This is a genomic window from Streptomyces sp. LE64, from assembly GCF_052606915.1.
In genome coordinates this window covers 3,055,959-3,074,612 of sequence record NZ_CP199708.1, presented here as the reverse complement: position 1 = coordinate 3,074,612, position 18,654 = coordinate 3,055,959, and the positions used below count along the sequence as shown (strand labels likewise).

Below are 18,654 nucleotides of genomic sequence, written 5' to 3'. Positions count from 1 at the left end.
CTGTCCCGCCGGCCCCTGAGTGTCGACCTTCACAGGTCGTCCCCCGTGGTCGGGGCCGGTGATCCGTCCCCGGGCGGACGGCTGTGCCGGTTCCCTACGAGCCTTCCCCGTCGCGGTGGCCCCATGGCCCCCTCGACAACGTGTTCCAGGGGGATCGTAGAGGTGCTTCCGGGTCAGTGTCCCGCACTCGGGGAGCGCTCCGGTCCGCATCGGCGGCTCGGGGGCCTCCTGGTGCCGGCTCGGGACGGTACGGGGACGGTCGTGATGGCTTCGTGAAGCCCCGCGGCGTCCTCCGGACCCCGCCCGGTGCTCCGGCACGCCCCCCGTCCCGCCTCCGTCCGCCGCTGTCCGTCGTCGCCCCGCGGCTGCGCGGTCCCGCCCGTCCCGGCGCGCTCGTGCGCGGGTGCCGGGACTCGCCCTCCTCCGCCCCTCCCCCTTCTCCGTGCCCGCTCCCCGCCGCGCCGCCACCCTCCCGGCCGGCGGCGCGGCGGGCGGTGCGTCCGTGTCGCCTTCCGTAGGAGGAGAACGTCCGGATGCGGTGGTGCGTTCCACCGGCCCCGCTCCGGACGCCGGCCCCCGCCGCCCTCCGGGGCCGGGGCGCGCCGTCGCCGGACCTCCCCGGGCGGCGATCCGGGCGGCCGGGACCGCTCCGACCTGCGGGGACACCCCGTGCGCGGGGCGGTGCATACGGAGGTGAACGCACCCTCCCCAGCGTGTTAGTCTTCTGCATGTCGGAAGGCGCCGCACCAAGCGGTGAGGGGCTCGAAGGCAACACCCAAGCGCGGGTGGCGGAATAGGCAGACGCGCTGGATTCAGGTTCCAGTGCCCGAAAGGGCGTGGGGGTTCAACTCCCCCCTCGCGCACAAGGAAGCACCTCCGGGTGCTCCGGTGAAACATCGGAACGGCCGGCATCGTGAAGACGATGCCGGCCGTTCTTTTCGTTCCGGGCCGGTGTCGGGTCGTCGCGACCCTGTGAGGAAGGTCTCAGGGCGCCGGACGGCGCGCCGGTTTCCTCCCCGCCGCCCCGAAAACCGCTTGGCGGGGGCGGGTGCGTTCCGGCTGGATGGCCCCATGACCCCGTGGCACCTGGCCCCCGAAGCCTTCGACACCGCGGACGCCACCGGACTGCGCCGCGACTACTACGACGAGGTCGCCAGCCGCTACTGGCGGCGGCCGGCGACCGCCGCGGAGGTCGACCTGGGCCTCGGCGGCGACGGTGCGGAACTCCTCGCGCCGCCCACCGGTCGGTTCGTCGTGGGCCGGGTCGACGGCGCGCCCGCCGCCTGCGGCGGGGTGCTGATGCTGGACCCCGAACGTGCCGAGGTCACCCGCGTCTACCTGCGGCCGGCCTTCCGGGGCACCGGGGGCGCCGGCCTGCTGCTGGCGAGGCTGGAGGAGGAGGCCCGCCGGCTCGGTGCCTGCCGGGCCGTCCTCAACACCCGCCTCGACCTGGTCGAGGCCCGGGCGCTGTACGTCCGCCACGGCTACCGCGAGATCCCGGCGTACCGCACCGGGCCGTACGTGGAGGTCTGCTACGGCAAGGAACTCGGCCCGGGGGAGGGGTGAGCGGCGGCTCCCGTGCGGTCGCGGGCCCGCTGTCAGACCCCGGTGCGAGGCTGGTCGGGTGGACATCAACGAATTCTGGGGCGTCATCGACGCCGCGCGGTCGGCCACCACGGCGGCGAAGCCGTTCGACGAGGCGCTGGTCGACGAGTTGGCCGCCCGGGGCGCCGAGGACGTCCTCGGCTACCAGGCGCACTTCGACGACCTGCGGCAGGCGGTGTACCGGTGGGACGTGTGGGCCGCCGCGTACCTCGTCGGCGGCGGCTGCTCGGACGACGGCTTCATGGACTTCCGGGCCGGGCTGATAGCGGCGGGCCGGCACTGGTACGAGACGGTGGCGGCCGACCCGGACGCCCTGGCCGACCACCCCGCGGTGGCCGGCGGCGAAGGCGCCCCGAGCGACGCCGACTTCTTCTACGAGGGCGTCAACTACGCGGCGAGCGACGCGTTGAAGCGCATCACCGGCGGCGGGACGGAGTTCCAGGAGCTCTGGCAGCGCTACCGGGCGCAGCGCGAGGCGCCGCTCGTCGTCGTGGACGACATGGGCGAGGAGTTCGACTTCGACGACGACGAGGAGATGGCCCGCCGGCTGCCGCGGCTCGCCGCCCGCTACCTCTGAGGCGGTGACGCCGCGGCGACGACGGGGCCCTGGTGGGCGCGGGGGGCTCACCAGGGCCGGTCGGTCGCGCGGGAGGCGGCATGGCTCCCGCGGCGGTCAGGCGTTCGCCCGCTCGGTCGACGGCGCCGCCTGGGCCCGCGGGCCCTTCATCAGCAGGGCGGTGGCCAGGGCGCCGAGCGCGGCGAGGGCCGCGGCCCCGAGGAAGGCGGCGGAGAAGCCCTCGGTCAGGGCCGGCAGGTCCCCCAGGGCGCCCGCGCCCTGCGAGGTGGCGAGTGCGGTGAGGGCGGCCAGGCCGAGCGCCGAGCCCACCTGGTAGGTGGTGTTGACGATGCCCGAGGCCAGTCCGGCCTGCTCCTGCGGGACGTGGGAGATCGCGGACATCATCGCCGGGATGTAGGCCAGCGACATGCCGGTCGCCGCCACCAGGGAGGCGGGCAGCACGTCCACCAGGAAGGTGCCGGTGGGCTCGACGGCCGACAGCCACAGCAGGCCGAGGGCCAGCACCAGCAGACCGCCCGTGATCAGCGGCTTGGGCCCGAAGCGCCCCAGCAGCCGGGCGGTGATGAGGGTCATGAAGACCATCAGCAGTCCGGTCATGGGCAGCAGTGCCGCGCCGCTGGCGAAGGCGCCGTAGCCGAGGACCTGCTGGAGGTAGAGGTTGAGGAAGTACCACATGGGGATCCAGGCCGCGCCCAGCAGCGTCATCGCGAGGTTGGAGACGCCGAGGCCCGGGGTCCGCCACACGCCCAGCGGCATCAGCGGCGTCCTGACGGAGCGCTGCACCAGCAGGAAGAGGACCAGCAGGGCGGCGGCGCCGGCCAGTTGCAGCACGGTCTGGGTGGTCCCCCAGCCCACCTCGGGGGCGCGGACCACGGCGAACACGGCCAGGGCCAGTCCGGCGGTGACGGAGACGGCGCCCAGCAGGTCCACCGAGCCGCGGCGGCCGGCGACGGAGGGCAGCAGGCCGGTGGCGAACAGGGTGGCGATGCCGATCGGAACGTAGATGATGAAGATCCACGGCCAACTCGCCCACTCGGTGAACACGCCGCCGAGGAAGACGCCGGCGGTGCCGCCGGCGGGGGCCGCCGCGCCGTAGAGGGCGAGCGCCTTGCCCAACTCCTTGGAGTCGTGGCCGAAGAGCATCATCAGCAGGGTCATGGAGGCGGGGGCGATCAGTGCCCCGCCCACGCCCTGCACCGCGCGACCCGCGATCTCGACCCAGGCGGTGCTCGCGGCGGCGGCGACCACCGAGCCGGCGATCAGGACGACCCAGCCGGAGACGAAGATCCGTCGGGCGCCCAGCAGGTCGGAGAGGCGTCCGCCGAGCAGCAGCAGCCCGCCGAAGGCGATGACGTAGGCGTTGAAGACCCACTGGAGGTCGCCCTGGGAGAAGCCCAGGTCCCGCTGCATCTCGGGGAGGGCGACTCCGATGATGGAGGTGTCCATGATCACCATGAACTGGGCGGTGGCCAGTACGAGAAGCGCCCACCAGCGCCGTGGGTTGACGGTCGACATCGTTCAGCACCCTTCGATTCAGATACCCCCCCTGGGTATCTTGAGCTGAGCTTGACCTTATACCCCGAGGGGGTATCTGGGAAGGGTGGTTCGGCAAAGAATTCCGGCGCTTTCGCGGGTGCGTGCGCCGGCGGCGCCGATCCGGACGCGCCGGATCGGGGGCGTGGCCCCGGCCCGGGAACGCGAAGGGCCCCGTACCGGTCGGGTGACCGGTACGGGGCCCGTGGGCGCCCCGGGGCGGGCGGCTCAGCCGGCGGCGCGGAAACCGCGCAGCCGGAGGCTGTTGCCCACCACGAAGACCGAGGAGAACGCCATCGCGGCGCCCGCGATCATCGGGTTGAGCAGGCCCGCCGCGGCCAGCGGCAGGGCCGCCACGTTGTAGGCGAAGGCCCAGAACAGGTTGGACTTGATGGTGCCCAGCGTCTTGCGGGAGAGCCGGATCGCGTCGGCCGCGGACCGCAGGTCGCCGCGGACCAGGGTCAGGTCGCCCGCCTCGATCGCGGCGTCGGTGCCGGTGCCCATCGCCAGGCCCAGGTCCGCCTGGGCCAGGGCGGCGGCGTCGTTCACCCCGTCGCCGACCATCGCCACCGAACGGCCCTCGCCCTGGAGGCGCTTGACCACGGCGACCTTGTCCTCGGGCATGACCTCGGCGATGACCTCGTCGATCCCGACCTCGCGGGCCACCGACTCGGCGACCGCCCGGTTGTCGCCGGTCAGCAGGATCGGCGTCAGCCCCAGGCCGCGCAGCCGGCGGATGGCCTCGGCGCTGGTGTCCTTGACCGCGTCGGCGACCTCCAGCACCGCCCGGGCCTCGCCGTCCCAGGCCACCGCGATCGCGGTCCGCCCGGCGGCCTCGGCCTCGTCCTTGGCGCGCTTCAGTTCGGCGGGCAGTTCCATCGCCCACTCGGTGAGCAGTCGCTCGCGCCCCACCAGCACCGCGTGTCCCTCGACCACGCCCTGGACGCCCAGCCCGGGGACGTTGGCGAAGTCCTCGGGGGCGGGCAGCGGGCCGACCTTCTCCTCGGCGCCGGTGGCGACGGCCCGGGCGATCGGGTGCTCGGAGGAGTGCTCCAGGGCGCCGGCCAGCCGGAGCACCTCGGCCTCGTCCTGGCCCTCGGCGGTGTGGGTGCGCAGCAGGGTCATCCGGCCGGTGGTGACCGTGCCGGTCTTGTCCAGCACGATCGTGTCGACCTTGCGGGTGGTCTCCAGGACCTCGGGGCCCTTGATCAGGATGCCGAGCTGGGCGCCCCGGCCGGTGCCGACCATCAGCGCGGTCGGGGTGGCCAGGCCCAGGGCGCAGGGGCAGGCGATGATCAGGACGGCGACCGCCGCGGTGAACGCGGCCGTCAGGCCGGCGCCGTTGCCGAGCCAGAAGCCCAGCGTGCCGAGCGCCAGGGCGATCACGACGGGCACGAACACGGCGGAGATGCGGTCAGCGAGGCGCTGGGCGGCGGCCTTGCCGTTCTGGGCGTCCTCGACGAGCCGGGCGATCCGGGCGAGCTGGGTGTCCGAGCCGACCCGGGTGGCCTCCACCACCAGGCGTCCGCCGGCGTTGAGGGTGGCGCCCGTGACGGCGTCGCCGACCTGGACCTCCACCGGGACCGACTCCCCGGTCAGCATGGAGGCGTCCACCGCGGACGAGCCCTCCACCACGGTGCCGTCGGTGGCGATCTTCTCGCCGGGACGGACCAGGAACCGGTCGCCGACCGAGAGGTCCTCGATGCGGATGAGCTCCTCGCGGCCCTCGCGCAGGACGGTGACCTCCTTCGCGCCCAGCTCCATCAGCGATCGCAGGGCCGCGCCGGCCTTGCGCTTGGAGCGGGCCTCGAAGTAGCGGCCGGCCAGGATGAACGCGGTCACGCCGGCCGCGGCCTCCAGGTAGATGTTGCCGGCGCCGTCGGTGCGGGCGATGGTGAGCTCGAAGGGGTGGGTCATGCCGGGCTCGCCGGCGGTGCCGAAGAACAGCGCCCACAGCGACCACAGGAACGCGGCCGAGGTGCCGACCGAGATCAGGGTGTCCATGGTGGCCGCGCCGTGCTTGGCGTTGGTCCAGGCGGCGCGGTGGAAGGGCCAGGCCGCGTAGACGACCACCGGGGCGGCGAGGGTGAGGCTCAGCCACTGCCAGTACTCGAACTGGAGGGCCGGGACCATCGCCATCGCGATGACCGGGACGGACAGCAGGACCGCGGTGACCAGGCGCTGGCGCAGCGGGCGCAGCTCGTCGTCCGCCGCGTCCTCGCGCCGGGTGTCCCCGGCCCCGCCCGCGTCCCGGGCGGCGTTCGGCGGCGGGGGCGGGGTGGCGCTGTAGCCGGTGGCCTCGACCGTCGCGATCAGGTCCGCCACCGCGACCTCGCCGGAGAAGCTGACCTTGGCCTTCTCGGTGGCGTAGTTGACGGTCGCCTCGACCCCGTCCATGCGGTTGAGCTTCTTCTCGATGCGGGCGGCGCACGAGGCGCAGGTCATGCCGCCGATGGCCAGCTCGACCTGCTCGGTCGGGGCGAGCGTGCTGCTCATCACTGCTCCTCGGTTGGTGGGCCCGAGCGGTGGACCCGATGCTTCCCAATATACCCTATGGGGGTATCTGGCGTCGAAGTCATGTATACCCCCGGCCCCTATCGAAAACAAGGGTTCGTCGGGACTGGAAATATACCCCCTAGGGGTATAGCTTCGTAGGGGGGAGCGGGCCCTCGGCTCCACCGCGCGGGGTGCGCGGCAAGGCCGCGGACCACGGGCACGCCGTCGCCGTACGCGGCACCGGGCCCGTCCGCCTCCCTTCCACTGTCCACCCCGTGCGCCCCCACCGGACGCACCCACCCCAGTGGTCGCACCCGTACGCCCGTGGTTCCGCCGTCAACGCCGTCAGGAGCAACAGTCATGAACACCGCAGTGAAGATCACCGCCTATGCCGCAGTCCTGGCGGCGGCCTTCGGCACGGCCTACGGCGTGGGCGTGGGCGTCGACCCGGTGAACCCGGAGCCCGCGGCGCACGGGACGCACGCGAAGCAGGACGGGGCGGACGCCGGCGGGAAGCGGGCCGGTGGGAAGGAGGAGCCGGCCGCCGAGGCGAACCGGCCCGGCGGGCTCCAGAGCGCCGAGGGCGGCTACGCCGTCGACCTGCTGACCCCGCGCGTCCCCGCCGGGCGCGAGGCCGACCTGGAGTTCGTCATCCGGGACGACCGGGGCGAGGCGCTCACCTCCTTCACCCGCGAGCACGGCAAGGACCTGCACCTCATCGTGGCCTCGCGCGATCTGAACACCTACCGCCACCTGCACCCCGTCCGTGCCGCGGACGGCACCTGGTCCACGCCCGTCGAGCTGCCCCGGGCCGGCGACTACCGGATCTTCGCCGACTTCACGCCCGGTGCCGACCGGGGCGGCGAGGCCCGGAACCTGACCCTCGGCACCGACCTCGCGGTCTCGGGCGCGTACCGCCCGGAGGCGGTCCCCGCCCCGGCCCGGACGGCCACCGTGGACGGGTACGCGGTCACCCTGGACGGCGGGCTGCGCCCCGGTGCGGCGGAGGAACTGCGGCTGTCGGTGAGCAAGGACGGCCGGGCCGTCACCGACCTCCAGCCCTACCTGGGCGCCTACGGCCACCTGGTGGCGCTGCGCGCCGGGGACCTCGGCTACCTGCACGTCCACCCGAACGGCGAGCCCGGCGACGGGAAGACCGAGCCGGGGCCCGAGGTGTCCTTCACCGCCACCGCGCCCAGCAGCGGGACCTACCGCCTCTTCCTCGACTTCCAGCACGAGGGGAAGGTGCGGACCGCCGAGTTCACCGTGCGGGCCGGCGGTGCGGCCGCTCCCTCGGCACCCGCGGAGGCGCCCTCCGACGGTGCGGGGGAGGACGGCCACCAGCACTGAGCCCGTGCCCGGGAACGACGGCGGGGGTGCGGAGCGAGTCGCTCCGCACCCCCGCCGTCCTCGGCGTGCGTCAGACCGTCGAGGCGACCAGCCGGTCCGCCAGGGACCGGGCCTTCACGTCCGCGTCGCCCAGGGCCTTCTCGCGGGAGGCGTCCGCGAGCGGGATCAGCTCGGACATGGCCGGGTTGGTCCGCGCCAGGGTCAGCTCGGGAACGATGAAGTCGACCTCCAGCGAGAGCATCTCGGTCAGCACCGCGCCGAGGTAGTTCTGCACGTACTCGAACTCCTCCCGGGGGGTGCCCGGGGCGTACGAGCCGCCGCGGCTGGCGACGACGGTGACGTGCTTGCCCTTCAGGCTGGACTCCGGGCCGAGGGTGCGGCCGGGGAGGATCACCTGGTCGAGCCAGGTCTTGAGGGTCGAGGGGATCGAGAAGTTGTACATCGGGGCGCCGATCAGCACGGCGTCCGCGGCCTCCAGCTCCTCGACCAGTTCGATCCGGTGGGCGAAGGCCGCGGCCTGCTCCGGGGTGTGCGTGGTCGGGTCGGCGAAGCCGGCGGAGGCGCCGATCACGTCGAGGTGGGGGACGGGGGTCGCCGCCAGGTCCCGGTACACCACCGAGCTGTCGGGGTGCTGGGCTTCCCACGCCTCGCGGAAGGCGCCGGTCACGGTGCGCGAGGTGGAGCCCTCGGTGGGGAAGAGGGACGAGTCCAGGTGCAGAAGGGTGGCCATCAGGTCTCCAGATCGGGGTGGCGGGCAACGCGGGAAGCGCCCGTACGCCCGCACGGCGCCGGGCGGTGCACGGGGCATCACGTGCTGCCCTTCCTTTCGTAGCTATTACTAACACAGTTACTTACTTTTTTTCATCCCGAGGATCCGGAGCGGTACCCTGGGGGGCCATGGCGACCCCCGAGAGGAGCGCGAGGGACGTGGCGAGGGAGAGGACGGGCGGGGCGGACGTGCTCGCCCAGGACGCAGCGGCACCGAAGGCGCCGGCAGCCCCCGGCGCCGGTGGCGGGGAGGCCGAGTCCCCGGGGCTCCCGGGCGCCGGGACCGGGGGCGTCGCCGCCCACCGCGCCCCGGTGCGGGCGCCGGGCGCGGCGGCGGAAGCGCACGACCCCCGGGCCTGCGCCACCGTCGACGGCGGAATGACCCGGGTCTTCGGCCTGCTCGGCAAGCGGTGGACCGGGCTGGTCATCAGCGTGCTGCTGGAGGGGCCCGTGCACTTCTCCGAACTGCGCCGGGCGATCCCCGGCATCAGCGAGCGGATGCTCTCCGACCGGCTCAGCGAACTGGCCGGTGAGGGCCTGGTCCTGCGCGAGGTGGTGGAGGGCCCGCCGCTGCGGGTGGCGTACCGGCTGACCCGGTCGGGCGTCGCGCTGAAGCCCGCGCTCGCCGCGCTCGGGGAGTGGGCCGAGACCCACCTCCCGGAGAAGGCCGCGGCCTGCCGCGAACAGATCGTGCCGGGGGCGCAACGGGCCGGCCCCCCGTCCGGGAAACCCGAGTGACCCCGCCGGCCCCTCGGCGCGGCCCCCGCACCCGCCCCGCGCGTTCCCCCGTCCACGGGGCTGCCGCGACACCCCGATCGGCGGGTACCGTTTCGTCCCGTTGACGGTCGCGATGCCCGTCCGCGCGCGCCATCGGCCGGTCGTCACCGGTCGGCGCCCGGACGGCGGCACGCGGAACGCGAGCGGTGCACACCGCGCACGGAGGGGGACCGGATGGCCGAGGGCCTGGTGGGAACGGGATGCGGCACGAGAACGGGTGACGGGCGCCCGCCGACGGCGACGCCGGACACGGGGACCGGCACCGCGCCGGGGCGCCCCCGCTCGACCCGGCTGCCGCAGGTCCGGGGCTTCGCCCCGCAGCACGCACCGGACGAGGGGGCCCGGGCGTCGGCCAAGGAACTCGGCAAGGCCCTGCGCACCCGGGTGCCCCGCGCCGCCCACGCCCGCCTGGTCCTCGACGACCGGCGCCCCGACGCGGTCGCCGCCGTCGAGGAGTCCAGCCGGGGCCGGCTGCCCGAACTCGCCCCGCTCCGCGTCGGCCGCATGTCGGCCAGCCCGTTCGCCTTCCTGCGCGGTGCCGCCGGACTCATGGCGCACGACCTCGCCCGCACCCCCACCACCGGGGTCGGTGCCCAGCTCTGCGGCGACGCGCACGCCGCCAACTTCGGCCTGTACGGGGACGCCCGGGGCGAACTCGTCATCGACCTGAACGACTTCGACGAGACCGTGCACGGCCCCTGGGAGTGGGACGTCAAGCGGCTCGCCGCCTCCCTCGTCCTCGCCGGCCGCGAGACGGGGGCCGGCGAGGGCACCTGCCGACAGGCGGCCTACGACGCGGTCGGCGCCTACCGGCGCACCCTGCGCCTGTTGGCCCGGCTGCCCGCACTGGACGCCTGGAACGCCATCGCCGACGAGGAACTCGTCTCCCACGCGGACGCCCAGGATCTCGCGGGCACCCTGCGCAAGGTCTCCGAGAAGGCCCGCAACAACACCAGCGGCCGGTTCGCGGCCAAGTCCACCGAGGCCGTCCTCGGCGGCGGGCGCCGCTTCCTCGACGCCCCGCCCGTGCTGCGCCGGGTCCCGGACGGGGAGGCCGCGGCGGTCGCGGCCTCGCTGGCGGAGTACGTCGACGGGATGGCCGCGGTCGCCGAGGACCGACTGCCCCTGCTCGCCCGGTACAGCGTGCAGGACGTGGCGTTCCGGGTGGTCGGCACCGGCAGCGTCGGCACCCGCTCCTACGTGGTCCTGCTCCTCGACCACCAGGGGGAGCCCCTGGTCCTCCAGGTCAAGGAGGCCCGTCCCTCGGTGCTGGTCCCGCACCTGGCCACCGCCGGGTTCCCCGTCCCGCCGGCCGGCCACGAGGGCCGCCGGGTGGTGCTGGGGCAGAAGCGGATGCAGGTCGTCAGCGACATGCTGCTCGGCTGGACCACCGTCGACGGCCGGCCGTACCAGGTGCGCCAGTTCCGCAACCGCAAGGGCAGCGTCGACCCGGCCGCCCTGGCACCGGACCAGCTCGACGACTACGGCCGGATGACGGGCGCCCTGCTGGCCCGCGCCCACGCCCACAGCGCGGACCCCCGGGTCCTCGCCGGCTACTGCGGCAAGAACGACGAACTCGACGAGGCGGTGGCCGACTTCGCGGTCGCCTACGCCGACCGCACCGAGGACGACCACGCCGTGCTGGTGAAGGCGGTGCGCAGCGGTCGGATCGCCGCGGAGACGGAGGAGTGAGCCGCCCGGCGCTCCGGCCCGGCCCGCGCCGGGCCGGAGCGCCCGGTGGTCGTCGACGGGGGCTTCCGGGGCGGCGGCGGTGGCCTAGGCTGGCCGGGTGACGAGTCCCGAAGCCGAGGGCACCCAGCCCGCCCCGGACGCCGAGCCCCTCGGGCCCGCCGCCGATGCCTCCGCCGCCCCCGTCGCCGCCCGTCCCGAGGAGCGGTTGGAACGGGCCGTGCGGGCCGCGGAACAGGCGCTGATCGAGTACGAGATCGCGGTGGAGACCTTCCGCGTCGAGGTCGACAACTTCTCCCGGCTGCACCACCAGAAGCTGGGCCCGGTGTACACCCGCCTGGACGAACTGGACGCCCGGATCGCCGAGGCCCGGGCCACCCTCAGCGGGGCGGAGGAGGACCGGCGGGCGGCGGACGAGGCGTGGGCCCGGGTGCTGCCGATGCCGGCCGTGGAGGAACTCTTCGACGGTTGGCTCTCCGGGGACGGGCTCTCCCCCGAGGCCGAGGCGATGCTCACGGACCAGCCGGTGCGCCCGCCGGAGCGGGTCCGGCCCAGTGAGGCGGCCCGCAAGCTGTTCCGGGAACTGGCCCGCAAGGCGCACCCCGACCTGGCCCAGGACGAGACGGAACGCCAGCGGCGCGAGGAGTTCATCACCCGGGTCAACGCGGCCTACTCGCGCGGTGACGAGGCCCTGCTGCGGGAGCTGTCCGAGGAGTGGGCCGCGGGTCCCGCGCCCGCCGAGTGGCGGCCCACCCGCACCGAGGAGCTGTACGCCCGGCTGGAGTGGCTGTCCCGGCGCAAGGAACTGCTGGCGGTGGTCGCCCGCGAGCTGGAGGAGAGCGCGATCGGGTCGATGCTGCGGATGGCGCCGGAGGACCCGGACGGTCTGCTGGAGGAGATCGCCGGGCAGCTGCGCGGGCAGGTCGCCGAGCGGGAGGGTGAGCTGGCCGCGCTCGCGGAGCAGCTCGCCGAACGGGGCCTCGAAGCCGCGGTCCGCTCGGGACCGACGATCCCGGTGCCCGGCGTGGACCCCGCCGACCTGCCGACCGCGGCCCCGCGCCGCAAGGACCGGCCGCGTCCGGAGGGCGGGGGGACCGCGGGCGGCGCCTGACGGGGCCGCCCGGCTCCGGCGGCGCCGGAGGGCGGGGCCGGCCGGTCGGGTCGGGTAGCGTCGGGGGCATGCAATTCGGATCTGCTGTGCCCACGGTCGCCGTCGTGGACCTCTCGGACGGCGACTTCCTCCTGGACGTCCGGGAACTCGACGAATGGGAGGCGGGGCACGCGGCGGGCGCCCTGCACATCCCGATGAGCGACTTCGTCGCCCGCTACGGGGAGCTGACGCAGGCCGCGCCGCAGGACGGCCGCGTCCATGTGATCTGCCGCTCGGGCGGACGCTCGGCGCAGGTCGCGATGTACCTGGTGAACCAGGGGATCGACGCGGTGAACGTGGCGGGCGGCATGCAGGTCTGGGCGGCCTCCGGCCGACCGGTGGTCGACGACCGGGGCCAGCCGGGCGACGTGATCTGAGCACCGTCCCCGGGCCGAGGGACGCGGTCGGTCAGCGGTCGAAGTCCAGCTCCACCCGCTCCGTCAGCGGATGCGACTGGCAGGCCAGCACGAACCCGGCGTCGGTCTCCTCCGGTTCCAGGGCGAAATTGCGGTCCATGGCGACCTCGCCGGAGACCAGGAAGGCCCGACAGGTCCCGCACACCCCGCCCCGACAGGCGTAGGGGGCGTCGGGACGGTTGCGGAGCACCGTGTCGAGGAGGGTCTCGCCGTCCTGGACGGGCCAGCTGCCGGCCCGCCCGTCCAGCCGTGCGGTGACCGAGCTGCGGGCCGGGGCGCGCGGCGGCCGGGGCGGCGGTGCCGCGTCCACGTGGAAGACCTCCTGGTGGACGCGGGCGCGTTCCACCCCGAGGTCGTGCAGGGCGCGTTCCGCGCCCTCCACCAGTCCGAGCGGGCCGCACAGGAACCAGCCCCGCACCCGGGCCACCGGAAGCAGTGCCGGCAGCAGGTCGACCAGGCGCTCCCGGTCCAGTCGGCCCGGGGGGAGCCCGGACCGCTGTTCCTCCCGGGAGAGGGCGGTCACCAGCTGGAACCGGTCCGGGTAGCGGTCCTTGAGGTCCGCCACCTCCTCCAGGAACATCGTGGACGCCGTGGTGCGGTCGCTGCGCAGCAGACAGAACCGGGCCCCGGGTTCCCGGGCGAGCAGGGTCCGCGCCATGGACAGCACCGGGGTGATGCCGCTGCCGCCGACCACCGCCGCGTACCGACCGGGCGCCGGATCCAGGGTGAAGCGGCCGGCCGGGGTCATGGCCTCCACCTCGTCCCCGACGTCGATCTCCTTCAGCGCGTAGGTGGAGAAGGCGCCGCCGTCGACCAGGCGCACGCCCACCCGCAGGGTGCGCGGACCCTCCGGGCCGGGCGCGGGCGAACAGATGGAGTAGGTGCGGCGCACCTCGGTGCCGTCGAGGGTGCGCCGGAGCGCCAGGTGCTGTCCGGGGGCGTGCCGGTAGACGGGGCGCAGGGCCTCGGGCACGTCGAGGGTGAGGGCCACCGCGTCGTCGGTGAGCCGGTCGACCGCGGTGACCCGCAGCGGGTGGAAGCGGGCCATCACACCTCCTTGAAGTGGTCGAAGGGCTCGGCGCAGGTGCGGCAGCGCCGTAGCGCCTTGCAGGCGGTGGACGAGAAGCGGCTCAGCAGTTCGGTGTCGGTCGAGCCGCAGACCGGGCAGGCCACGGGCGCGGTGACCGCGGTGCGGGTGGCGCCCAGGGGCACCGGGACCGGGCCGGTGCGCACGGCGCGGGGCGGGGCGATGCCGAACTCCCGCAGCTTGCGGCGGCCCTCCTCGGTGATGTCGTCGGTGCTCCAGGGCGGGGCCAGCACGGGGCGGACGGTGACCTCGGGGACGCCGTGGGCGTGCAGCAGCGCCTCGATGTCGGCCGCCATGGTGTCGACGGCGGGGCAGCCGGTGTAGGTGGGGGTGAGCTCGACCTCGACCCGGTCGGGGCCGAGCAGCCGCACCGCGCGCAGCACGCCCAGTTCGGCGAGGGTCAGCACGGGGAGTTCGGGGTCGGGGACGGAGCCGGCGAGGTGGCGCAGCCGTTCCTCCCGCGCGGCGGTGGCCGCGGGGTCGGGGTGCCGGTCGTGGCCGGCGGTGGTCACCACGACGCCCCCGGGTGGCTGCGGTGCAGGTGCTGCATCTCGGCCAGCAGCCGTCCGAACGGCTCGGTGTGGACGCCCTGCCGTCCGCCGTCCGCGCGCCACCCGCCGGTGGCGGCGGACTCGGGCAGCGGGAGGGTGGCCGCGTCGAGCACCGCGCCGACGGAGGCGAGCCAGGCGGTGCGCAGGGCGGCGCCGTCGACGTCGAGGCCGGGCAGCGGCTCGAACATCTCGCCGGTGAACCGCCACAGGGCCGCCGTGGCCCGCCGCATCCGTCGGTGGCTCTCCTCGGTGCCGTCGCCCAGGCGCAGCGTCCACTGCTCGGCGTGGTCCTGGTGGTAGGCCACCTCCTGGACGGCCTTCGCGGCGAGCGGGGCGAACGGGGTGGTGCCGTGCGCCAGTTCGGCGTAGAGCAGCCGCTGGTAGGTGGAGAAGTAGAGCTGGCGGACGATGGTGTGGGCGAAGTCCCCGTTGGGCTGTTCCACCAGGTGGAGGTTGCGGAAGGCGCGTTCGTCCCGCAGGTACGCCAGCTCGTCCTCGTCGCCGACGAGTGAGAACAGGACGCGGGCCTGGCCGAGCAGGTCGAGGGCGATGTTCGCGAGGGCGACCTCCTCCTCCAGCACCGGGGCGCGAGTCGCCCACTCGCCGAGGCGGTGCGAGAGGACCAGGGCGTCGTCGCCGAGGGCCAGCGCCGGGGCGGTGGCCGCGGGAGCGGGGGGCGGCGGGGAGGTCACAGGTGGTGCACCCCCTCCGGGATGTCGTAGAAGGTCGGGTGCCGGTACGGCTTGTCGGCGGCCGGGGCGAAGAACGGGTCCTTCTCGTCGGGCGAGGAGGCGGTGATCGCCGTGGAGGGCACCACCCACAGGGACACGCCCTCGCCGCGGCGGGTGTAGAGGTCCCGGGCGTTGCGCAGGGCCAGTTGGGCGTCCGGGGCGTGCAGGCTGCCGGCGTGGGTGTGCGACAGTCCGCGGCGGGAGCGCACGAAGACCTCCCACAGGGGCCACTCGCTCGGCTCGTTCATGCCGTGGTCCTCCCTCCGGCGCGGGTGCGCCGCTTGTGGGCGTGGGCCGCGGCGGCCTCCCGCACCCAGGCCCCGTCCTCGTGGGCGCGGCGGCGTCGGTCGACGCGCTCCTCGTTGCAGGGGCCGTTGCCCCGCAGGACCTCCCGGAACTCCGTCCAGTCGATGGCGCCGAAGTCGTGCTGCCCCCGTTCCTCGTTCCACCGCAGGTCGGGGTCGGGGAGGGTGAGGCCGAGGTGGGCGGCCTGGGGGACGCAGATGTCGACGAAGCGCTGCCGCAGTTCGTCGTTGGAGTGGCGCTTGATGCGCCAGGCCGTGGACTGCGCCGAGTGCGGCGACTCGTCGTCGGGCGGGCCGAACATCATCAGGGACGGCCACCACCAGCGGTCCACCGCGTCCTGGGCCATCGCGGCCTGGGCCGGGGTGCCCCGGCTGAGGGCGAGCAGCAGTTCGAAGCCCTGGCGCTGGTGGAAGGACTCCTCCTTGCAGACCCGGACCATGGCCCGGGCGTAGGGGCCGTAGGAGCAGCGGCACAGCGGGACCTGGTTGGTGATCGCGGCCCCGTCCACCAGCCAGCCGATGGCCCCGACGTCGGCCCAGGTCAGGGTGGGGTAGTTGAAGATGGAGGAGTACTTCTGGCGTCCCGAGTGCAGGGCGTCGAGGAGTTCGTCCCGGCCCACCCCGAGGGTCTCCGCGGCCCCGTAGAGGTACAGCCCGTGGCCGGCCTCGTCCTGGACCTTCGCCATCAGGATGGCCTTGCGGCGCAGGGAGGGGGCGCGGGTGATCCAGTTCGCCTCCGGCTGCATGCCGATGATCTCGGAGTGGGCGTGCTGGGCGATCTGGCGCACCAGGGTGGCGCGGTAGGCGTCGGGCATCCAGTCCCGGGGCTCGATGCGTTCCTCGGCGGCCACCGCGGCGTCGAAGGCCGCGGTGCGGGCGGCCTCCGCGTCGTGCTCCGGGTGCCCGGGGTCCCCGGCTCCACCGCCCCCCGGGCCGCTGCCGGGGGCCTGCCGCGCCGTCGCTGTGGTCGCCATGCCGGTCCGTTCCTCTCGTCCGCTCCGTGGTGCTCCGCCGTCGTGCGCGGGGCGCGCGAGGCCCTCCGGGCCCCGCCCGCTCGCCCTGCTCCCCGTTTTTCTTCCGCGCCTTCTCCTCCCCCTCCGCGCCCCCTCCTTCCCGCTTTGTTCCCGCTCGCCTTCTTCGTTCCGTTCGGCGCCCGGGGTGATGGTCCGGTGTTGTCCCGATCCGGGGTGCGGGGTCGGGGTCCCGTTGGCCGACCGATCGTTCGGTTCGGTGATTCCATGGTGGGACCCTGCCCGTAAGGTGTCAACCCTGTGGATAACTCCATGGCGCTGTGCCGGGCGGGCGGCCCTGAGTACCGTTCCGATGCACCGGACGGGGCGGCACGCCATGGGAGCGGGAGCGGGGAGCAGGCGGTATGGAGTCGTACGACAGCGGGGCGGGCGGCGCCGAGCGCGCGCGGCAGCGGCAGGGGGGTGACGACGCCGGGCCAGGCGGGCCGGAGGCCGACCGGGCCGGACCCGCGCCGGAGCGCGCGCCGGCCCCCGGGCCCGCCGCCCCCGTCGCCGCGGAGCCAGGGAGCCCCGAACCGGACGGAGCGGCCCCCGGCGGGCCCGGGGCCCCGCCCCGGCCGGGCATAGCCGGGCTCACCCCCGGGCGGCAGCTCGCCGCCCTCCTCGCCCTCGCCCTGGTCGTGGCCGCCGCCGGGCTCCACCTGGGGCTGGTGTTCCTGCACGTGGCGCCCTCGAACACGCTGACCAAGGAGCACGGGGAGACCGTGGACGCCTGGGTCCTCCCCGAGTTCGAACAGAACTGGAAGCTGTTCGCCCCCAACCCCCTCCAGCAGAACATCGCCGTCCAGGCCCGGGCGGAACTGCGGGGCGCGGACGGGGAACCGCGGGCCACCGGCTGGCACGACCTGTCCGCCCAGGACGGACGGGCGATCGACGGCAACCCGGTGCCCAGCCACACCCAGCAGAACCAACTCCGCCGAGCCTGGGACTTCTTCGCCTCGACCCACGACGCCCAGAACCAGCCCAACGGCATGCGCGGCACCCTGTCCGAGCGCTACCTGCGCCGCATCGTCGTCATGCGGCTGGACGGCCTGGAGGACGGCGCCCTGGAGCGGGTGCAGGTGCGGGTCTCCACCACCAACGTGGCTCCACCGCGGTGGAGCAAGGAGATCATCGACACCAACCCCGTCTTCCGACAACTGCCCTGGTGGCCGGTGACGGAGGACGACAGGCCGCTGGACGCGGCGGGTGACCCGCGGGCGCGGGACGACCGGACGGAGGCGGCACGGTGAGCGGGGCCGGCAGCGCGTTGAAGCGGGGCGTCGACCGGGCCACGGGCAGCGCCCTGGGGCCGTACCAGTCGGCGATCGTCCGGATCGGGTTCGCCCTCACCTGGTTGCTGTTCCTGGTGCGGGAGTTCCCCCACCGCCACGCACTGTACGGGCCGGACGGTCCCTGGGACTGGGGGATGGCCCGGGACCTGGTCGCCGACAACGGCGCCTTCACGATGCTGCTCTGGTCGGACGGCAGGCTCTGGTTCGAGGCCGTCTACGGGCTCGCCGTGCTGTCGAGCGCCCTGCTGCTGCTCGGCTGGCGGACCCGCACCATGTCGGTGCTGTTCATGGTCGGGGTGCTCTCCCTCCTGAACCGCAGCATCTTCGTCGGCGACGGTGGCGACAACGTCATCCACCTGGTGGCGATCTACCTGGTGCTCACCCGGTGCGGTCAGGTGTGGTCCCTGGACGCCCGGCGGGCCCGCCGCCGGGCCGCCGCACTGGCCCGGGGCGAGCGCCCCGCGCACGACCGCGTGGGCCCCGTGCTCTGGGGGGCGCTCGGCATCGCCCTCTGCGCCGTGACGTTCAGCGGCAAGGCCGGCTGGGGCTGGCTGCTGGTCTTCTGGGGCCTGTGGGTCGTCCAGGGGCTGTGGTGGCTCGCCGACCGCAAGGGGCCCGAGGACCCCGACCGCCGTCTCTTCGACGTCCTGGCCAACGTCGTCCACAACACCGGGCTGCTGATCATCATGGCGGAAGCCTGTCTGATCTACGCCACCGCCGGCTGGTACAAGGTCCAGGGGAGCCGCTGGCAGGACGGGACGGCCGCCTACTACCCGCTGCACCTGGACTACTTCTCGCCCTGGCCCGCGCTCTCCGACCTGATGACCCAGTCCGGCACGTTCATCATGCTGGTCACCTACGGCACGGTCATCGTCCAGGTCGCCTTCCCCTTCACGCTCTTCAACCGCAAGGTCAAGAACGTCCTGCTGGCCGTCATGATCATCGAGCACTCCGTGATCGCGGTGACCCTCGGACTGCCGTTCTTCTCGCTCGCGATGATCGCCGCCGACGCGGTCTTCCTGCCGACCTCGTTCCTGCGCCGGCTCGGCCGCGCGGCGGGCCGGGCGTGGCGCGCCGTACTGGGCCGGGCGGCGCGGCTGGGCGTCCCCGGCGCGGGCAGGGCCCTCGGGGCCGCCCGACCCGACCTGCCCGCCGGACCCGCTCCCGTCCCCGGGCCCCGGCCCGGGACGGCCGGGGACGGCCCGCAGCCCGGGGCCACGGACCGGGGCGCGCCGGCGACCGGGGACGGCGTCCCACCGCGCGTGACCAGCCCGGGGTGAGGTGACCACGGCGGGCCGGGGGACGCCCGGCCCG

Annotated in this window: 17 protein-coding genes and 1 tRNA gene; 10 read left to right on the top strand and 8 right to left on the bottom strand. The window is 74.6% G+C overall.

Annotated elements, in window-relative coordinates; all coding sequences use genetic code 11:
• Window positions 1-779: 779 nt before the first annotated feature.
• From ACSMX9_RS13950 to ACSMX9_RS13940, 3 genes are all read left to right on the top strand, one after another.
• Window positions 780-863, top strand: a tRNA-Leu gene (locus ACSMX9_RS13950).
• 208 nt (window positions 864-1,071) lie between these two features.
• A complete protein-coding gene (locus ACSMX9_RS13945; RefSeq protein WP_445402647.1) occupies window positions 1,072-1,566 on the top strand; it encodes a GNAT family N-acetyltransferase in 495 nt (164 codons plus the stop codon).
• A 58-nt stretch (window positions 1,567-1,624) separates the two neighbouring features.
• Window positions 1,625-2,182: a DUF4240 domain-containing protein gene (locus tag ACSMX9_RS13940; protein ID WP_445402646.1), complete on the top strand. Its 558-nt coding sequence runs from the start codon at window positions 1,625-1,627 to the stop codon at window positions 2,180-2,182.
• Between the two features lie 96 nt (window positions 2,183-2,278).
• On the opposite strand, the gene ACSMX9_RS13935 is transcribed toward ACSMX9_RS13940, so the two are convergent.
• Both ACSMX9_RS13935 and ACSMX9_RS13930 read right to left on the bottom strand, forming a co-directional pair.
• The gene (locus ACSMX9_RS13935) at window positions 2,279-3,697 is read right to left on the bottom strand and encodes an MFS transporter (protein WP_445402645.1); all 1,419 of its coding nucleotides are present in this window, start codon (window positions 3,695-3,697) and stop codon (window positions 2,279-2,281) included.
• A 246-nt stretch (window positions 3,698-3,943) separates the two neighbouring features.
• Window positions 3,944-6,211: a heavy metal translocating P-type ATPase gene (locus tag ACSMX9_RS13930; protein WP_445402644.1), complete on the bottom strand. Its 2,268-nt coding sequence runs from the start codon at window positions 6,209-6,211 to the stop codon at window positions 3,944-3,946.
• A gap of 360 nt (window positions 6,212-6,571) precedes the next feature.
• Here ACSMX9_RS13930 and ACSMX9_RS13925 point away from each other — a divergent pair, with 360 nt between their 5' ends.
• Window positions 6,572-7,561 carry a hypothetical protein gene (locus ACSMX9_RS13925; RefSeq protein WP_445402643.1) on the top strand — a complete coding sequence of 330 codons (990 nt, stop codon included), beginning with the start codon at window positions 6,572-6,574 and terminating at the stop codon, window positions 7,559-7,561.
• A 70-nt stretch (window positions 7,562-7,631) separates the two neighbouring features.
• On the opposite strand, the gene ACSMX9_RS13920 is transcribed toward ACSMX9_RS13925, so the two are convergent.
• Window positions 7,632-8,291: an FMN-dependent NADH-azoreductase gene (locus ACSMX9_RS13920; protein ID WP_445402642.1), complete on the bottom strand. Its 660-nt coding sequence runs from the start codon at window positions 8,289-8,291 to the stop codon at window positions 7,632-7,634.
• A gap of 416 nt (window positions 8,292-8,707) precedes the next feature.
• On the opposite strand from ACSMX9_RS13920, the gene ACSMX9_RS13915 reads away from it, so the two are divergent.
• The 4 genes from ACSMX9_RS13915 (at window position 8,708) to ACSMX9_RS13900 (ending at window position 12,322) form a co-directional block, all read left to right on the top strand.
• Window positions 8,708-9,067 (top strand): winged helix-turn-helix transcriptional regulator, encoded by a 360-nt coding sequence (locus ACSMX9_RS13915; RefSeq protein ID WP_445402988.1) that lies wholly within the window; start codon window positions 8,708-8,710, stop codon window positions 9,065-9,067.
• A 213-nt stretch (window positions 9,068-9,280) separates the two neighbouring features.
• Window positions 9,281-10,798, top strand: coding sequence for a DUF2252 domain-containing protein (locus ACSMX9_RS13910; RefSeq protein WP_445402641.1), 1,518 nt, complete (start codon window positions 9,281-9,283; stop codon window positions 10,796-10,798).
• Between the two features lie 97 nt (window positions 10,799-10,895).
• The gene (locus ACSMX9_RS13905) at window positions 10,896-11,906 is read left to right on the top strand and encodes a hypothetical protein (RefSeq protein WP_445402640.1); all 1,011 of its coding nucleotides are present in this window, start codon (window positions 10,896-10,898) and stop codon (window positions 11,904-11,906) included.
• 86 nt (window positions 11,907-11,992) lie between these two features.
• A complete protein-coding gene (locus ACSMX9_RS13900) occupies window positions 11,993-12,322 on the top strand; it encodes a rhodanese-like domain-containing protein (protein ID WP_445402987.1) in 330 nt (109 codons plus the stop codon).
• Window positions 12,323-12,353: 31 nt separating this feature from the next.
• Here ACSMX9_RS13900 and ACSMX9_RS13895 read toward each other — a convergent pair whose 3' ends face one another.
• The 5 genes from ACSMX9_RS13895 to paaA are packed head-to-tail and all read right to left on the bottom strand — an operon-like array spanning window position 12,354 to window position 16,009.
• Complete coding sequence (locus tag ACSMX9_RS13895) at window positions 12,354-13,409, bottom strand: 2Fe-2S iron-sulfur cluster-binding protein (protein WP_445402639.1); 1,056 nt, start codon at window positions 13,407-13,409, stop codon at window positions 12,354-12,356.
• Window positions 13,409-13,963: a 1,2-phenylacetyl-CoA epoxidase subunit PaaD gene (paaD, locus tag ACSMX9_RS13890; RefSeq protein ID WP_445402638.1), complete on the bottom strand. Its 555-nt coding sequence runs from the start codon at window positions 13,961-13,963 to the stop codon at window positions 13,409-13,411. The genes ACSMX9_RS13895 and paaD overlap by 1 nt, the downstream gene beginning before the upstream one ends.
• Window positions 13,957-14,691, bottom strand: coding sequence for a 1,2-phenylacetyl-CoA epoxidase subunit PaaC (gene paaC / locus ACSMX9_RS13885; protein WP_445402637.1), 735 nt, complete (start codon window positions 14,689-14,691; stop codon window positions 13,957-13,959). Before paaC ends, paaD begins: the two co-directional genes overlap by 7 nt.
• Complete coding sequence (paaB, locus tag ACSMX9_RS13880; RefSeq protein ID WP_445402636.1) at window positions 14,688-14,978, bottom strand: 1,2-phenylacetyl-CoA epoxidase subunit PaaB; 291 nt, start codon at window positions 14,976-14,978, stop codon at window positions 14,688-14,690. The genes paaC and paaB overlap by 4 nt, the downstream gene beginning before the upstream one ends.
• Window positions 14,975-16,009, bottom strand: a complete 1,035-nt coding sequence (paaA, locus tag ACSMX9_RS13875; protein ID WP_445402635.1) for a 1,2-phenylacetyl-CoA epoxidase subunit PaaA — start codon at window positions 16,007-16,009, stop codon at window positions 14,975-14,977. Before paaA ends, paaB begins: the two co-directional genes overlap by 4 nt.
• 401 nt (window positions 16,010-16,410) lie before the next feature.
• Between paaA and ACSMX9_RS13870 the strand changes: the two genes are divergently transcribed.
• Together ACSMX9_RS13870 and ACSMX9_RS13865 are read left to right on the top strand one after the other, a co-directional pair.
• Window positions 16,411-17,298 (top strand): DUF5819 family protein, encoded by an 888-nt coding sequence (locus ACSMX9_RS13870; RefSeq protein ID WP_445402634.1) that lies wholly within the window; start codon window positions 16,411-16,413, stop codon window positions 17,296-17,298.
• A complete protein-coding gene (locus ACSMX9_RS13865) occupies window positions 17,295-18,620 on the top strand; it encodes an HTTM domain-containing protein (protein ID WP_445402633.1) in 1,326 nt (441 codons plus the stop codon). Before ACSMX9_RS13870 ends, ACSMX9_RS13865 begins: the two co-directional genes overlap by 4 nt.
• The last annotated feature ends 34 nt before the right edge of the window (window positions 18,621-18,654 follow it).

What these genes read in the sequence shown, in the direction of transcription:
- ACSMX9_RS13910 (WP_445402641.1), top strand. Translation starts at nt 9,281, where the DNA reads ATGGCCGAGGGCCTGGTGGGAACGGGATGCGGCACGAGAACGGGTGAC.
- ACSMX9_RS13945 (WP_445402647.1), top strand. Translation starts at nt 1,072, where the DNA reads ATGACCCCGTGGCACCTGGCCCCCGAAGCCTTCGACACCGCGGACGCC.
- ACSMX9_RS13870 (WP_445402634.1), top strand. Translation starts at nt 16,411, where the DNA reads ATGGAGTCGTACGACAGCGGGGCGGGCGGCGCCGAGCGCGCGCGGCAG.
- ACSMX9_RS13920 (WP_445402642.1), bottom strand. Translation starts at nt 8,291, where the DNA reads ATGGCCACCCTTCTGCACCTGGACTCGTCCCTCTTCCCCACCGAGGGC.
- ACSMX9_RS13935 (WP_445402645.1), bottom strand. Translation starts at nt 3,697, where the DNA reads ATGTCGACCGTCAACCCACGGCGCTGGTGGGCGCTTCTCGTACTGGCC.
- ACSMX9_RS13915 (WP_445402988.1), top strand. Translation starts at nt 8,708, where the DNA reads ATGACCCGGGTCTTCGGCCTGCTCGGCAAGCGGTGGACCGGGCTGGTC.
- ACSMX9_RS13925 (WP_445402643.1), top strand. Translation starts at nt 6,572, where the DNA reads ATGAACACCGCAGTGAAGATCACCGCCTATGCCGCAGTCCTGGCGGCG.
- paaA (WP_445402635.1), bottom strand. Translation starts at nt 16,009, where the DNA reads ATGGCGACCACAGCGACGGCGCGGCAGGCCCCCGGCAGCGGCCCGGGG.
- paaB (WP_445402636.1), bottom strand. Translation starts at nt 14,978, where the DNA reads ATGAACGAGCCGAGCGAGTGGCCCCTGTGGGAGGTCTTCGTGCGCTCC.
- ACSMX9_RS13930 (WP_445402644.1), bottom strand. Translation starts at nt 6,211, where the DNA reads ATGAGCAGCACGCTCGCCCCGACCGAGCAGGTCGAGCTGGCCATCGGC.
- ACSMX9_RS13895 (WP_445402639.1), bottom strand. Translation starts at nt 13,409, where the DNA reads ATGGCCCGCTTCCACCCGCTGCGGGTCACCGCGGTCGACCGGCTCACC.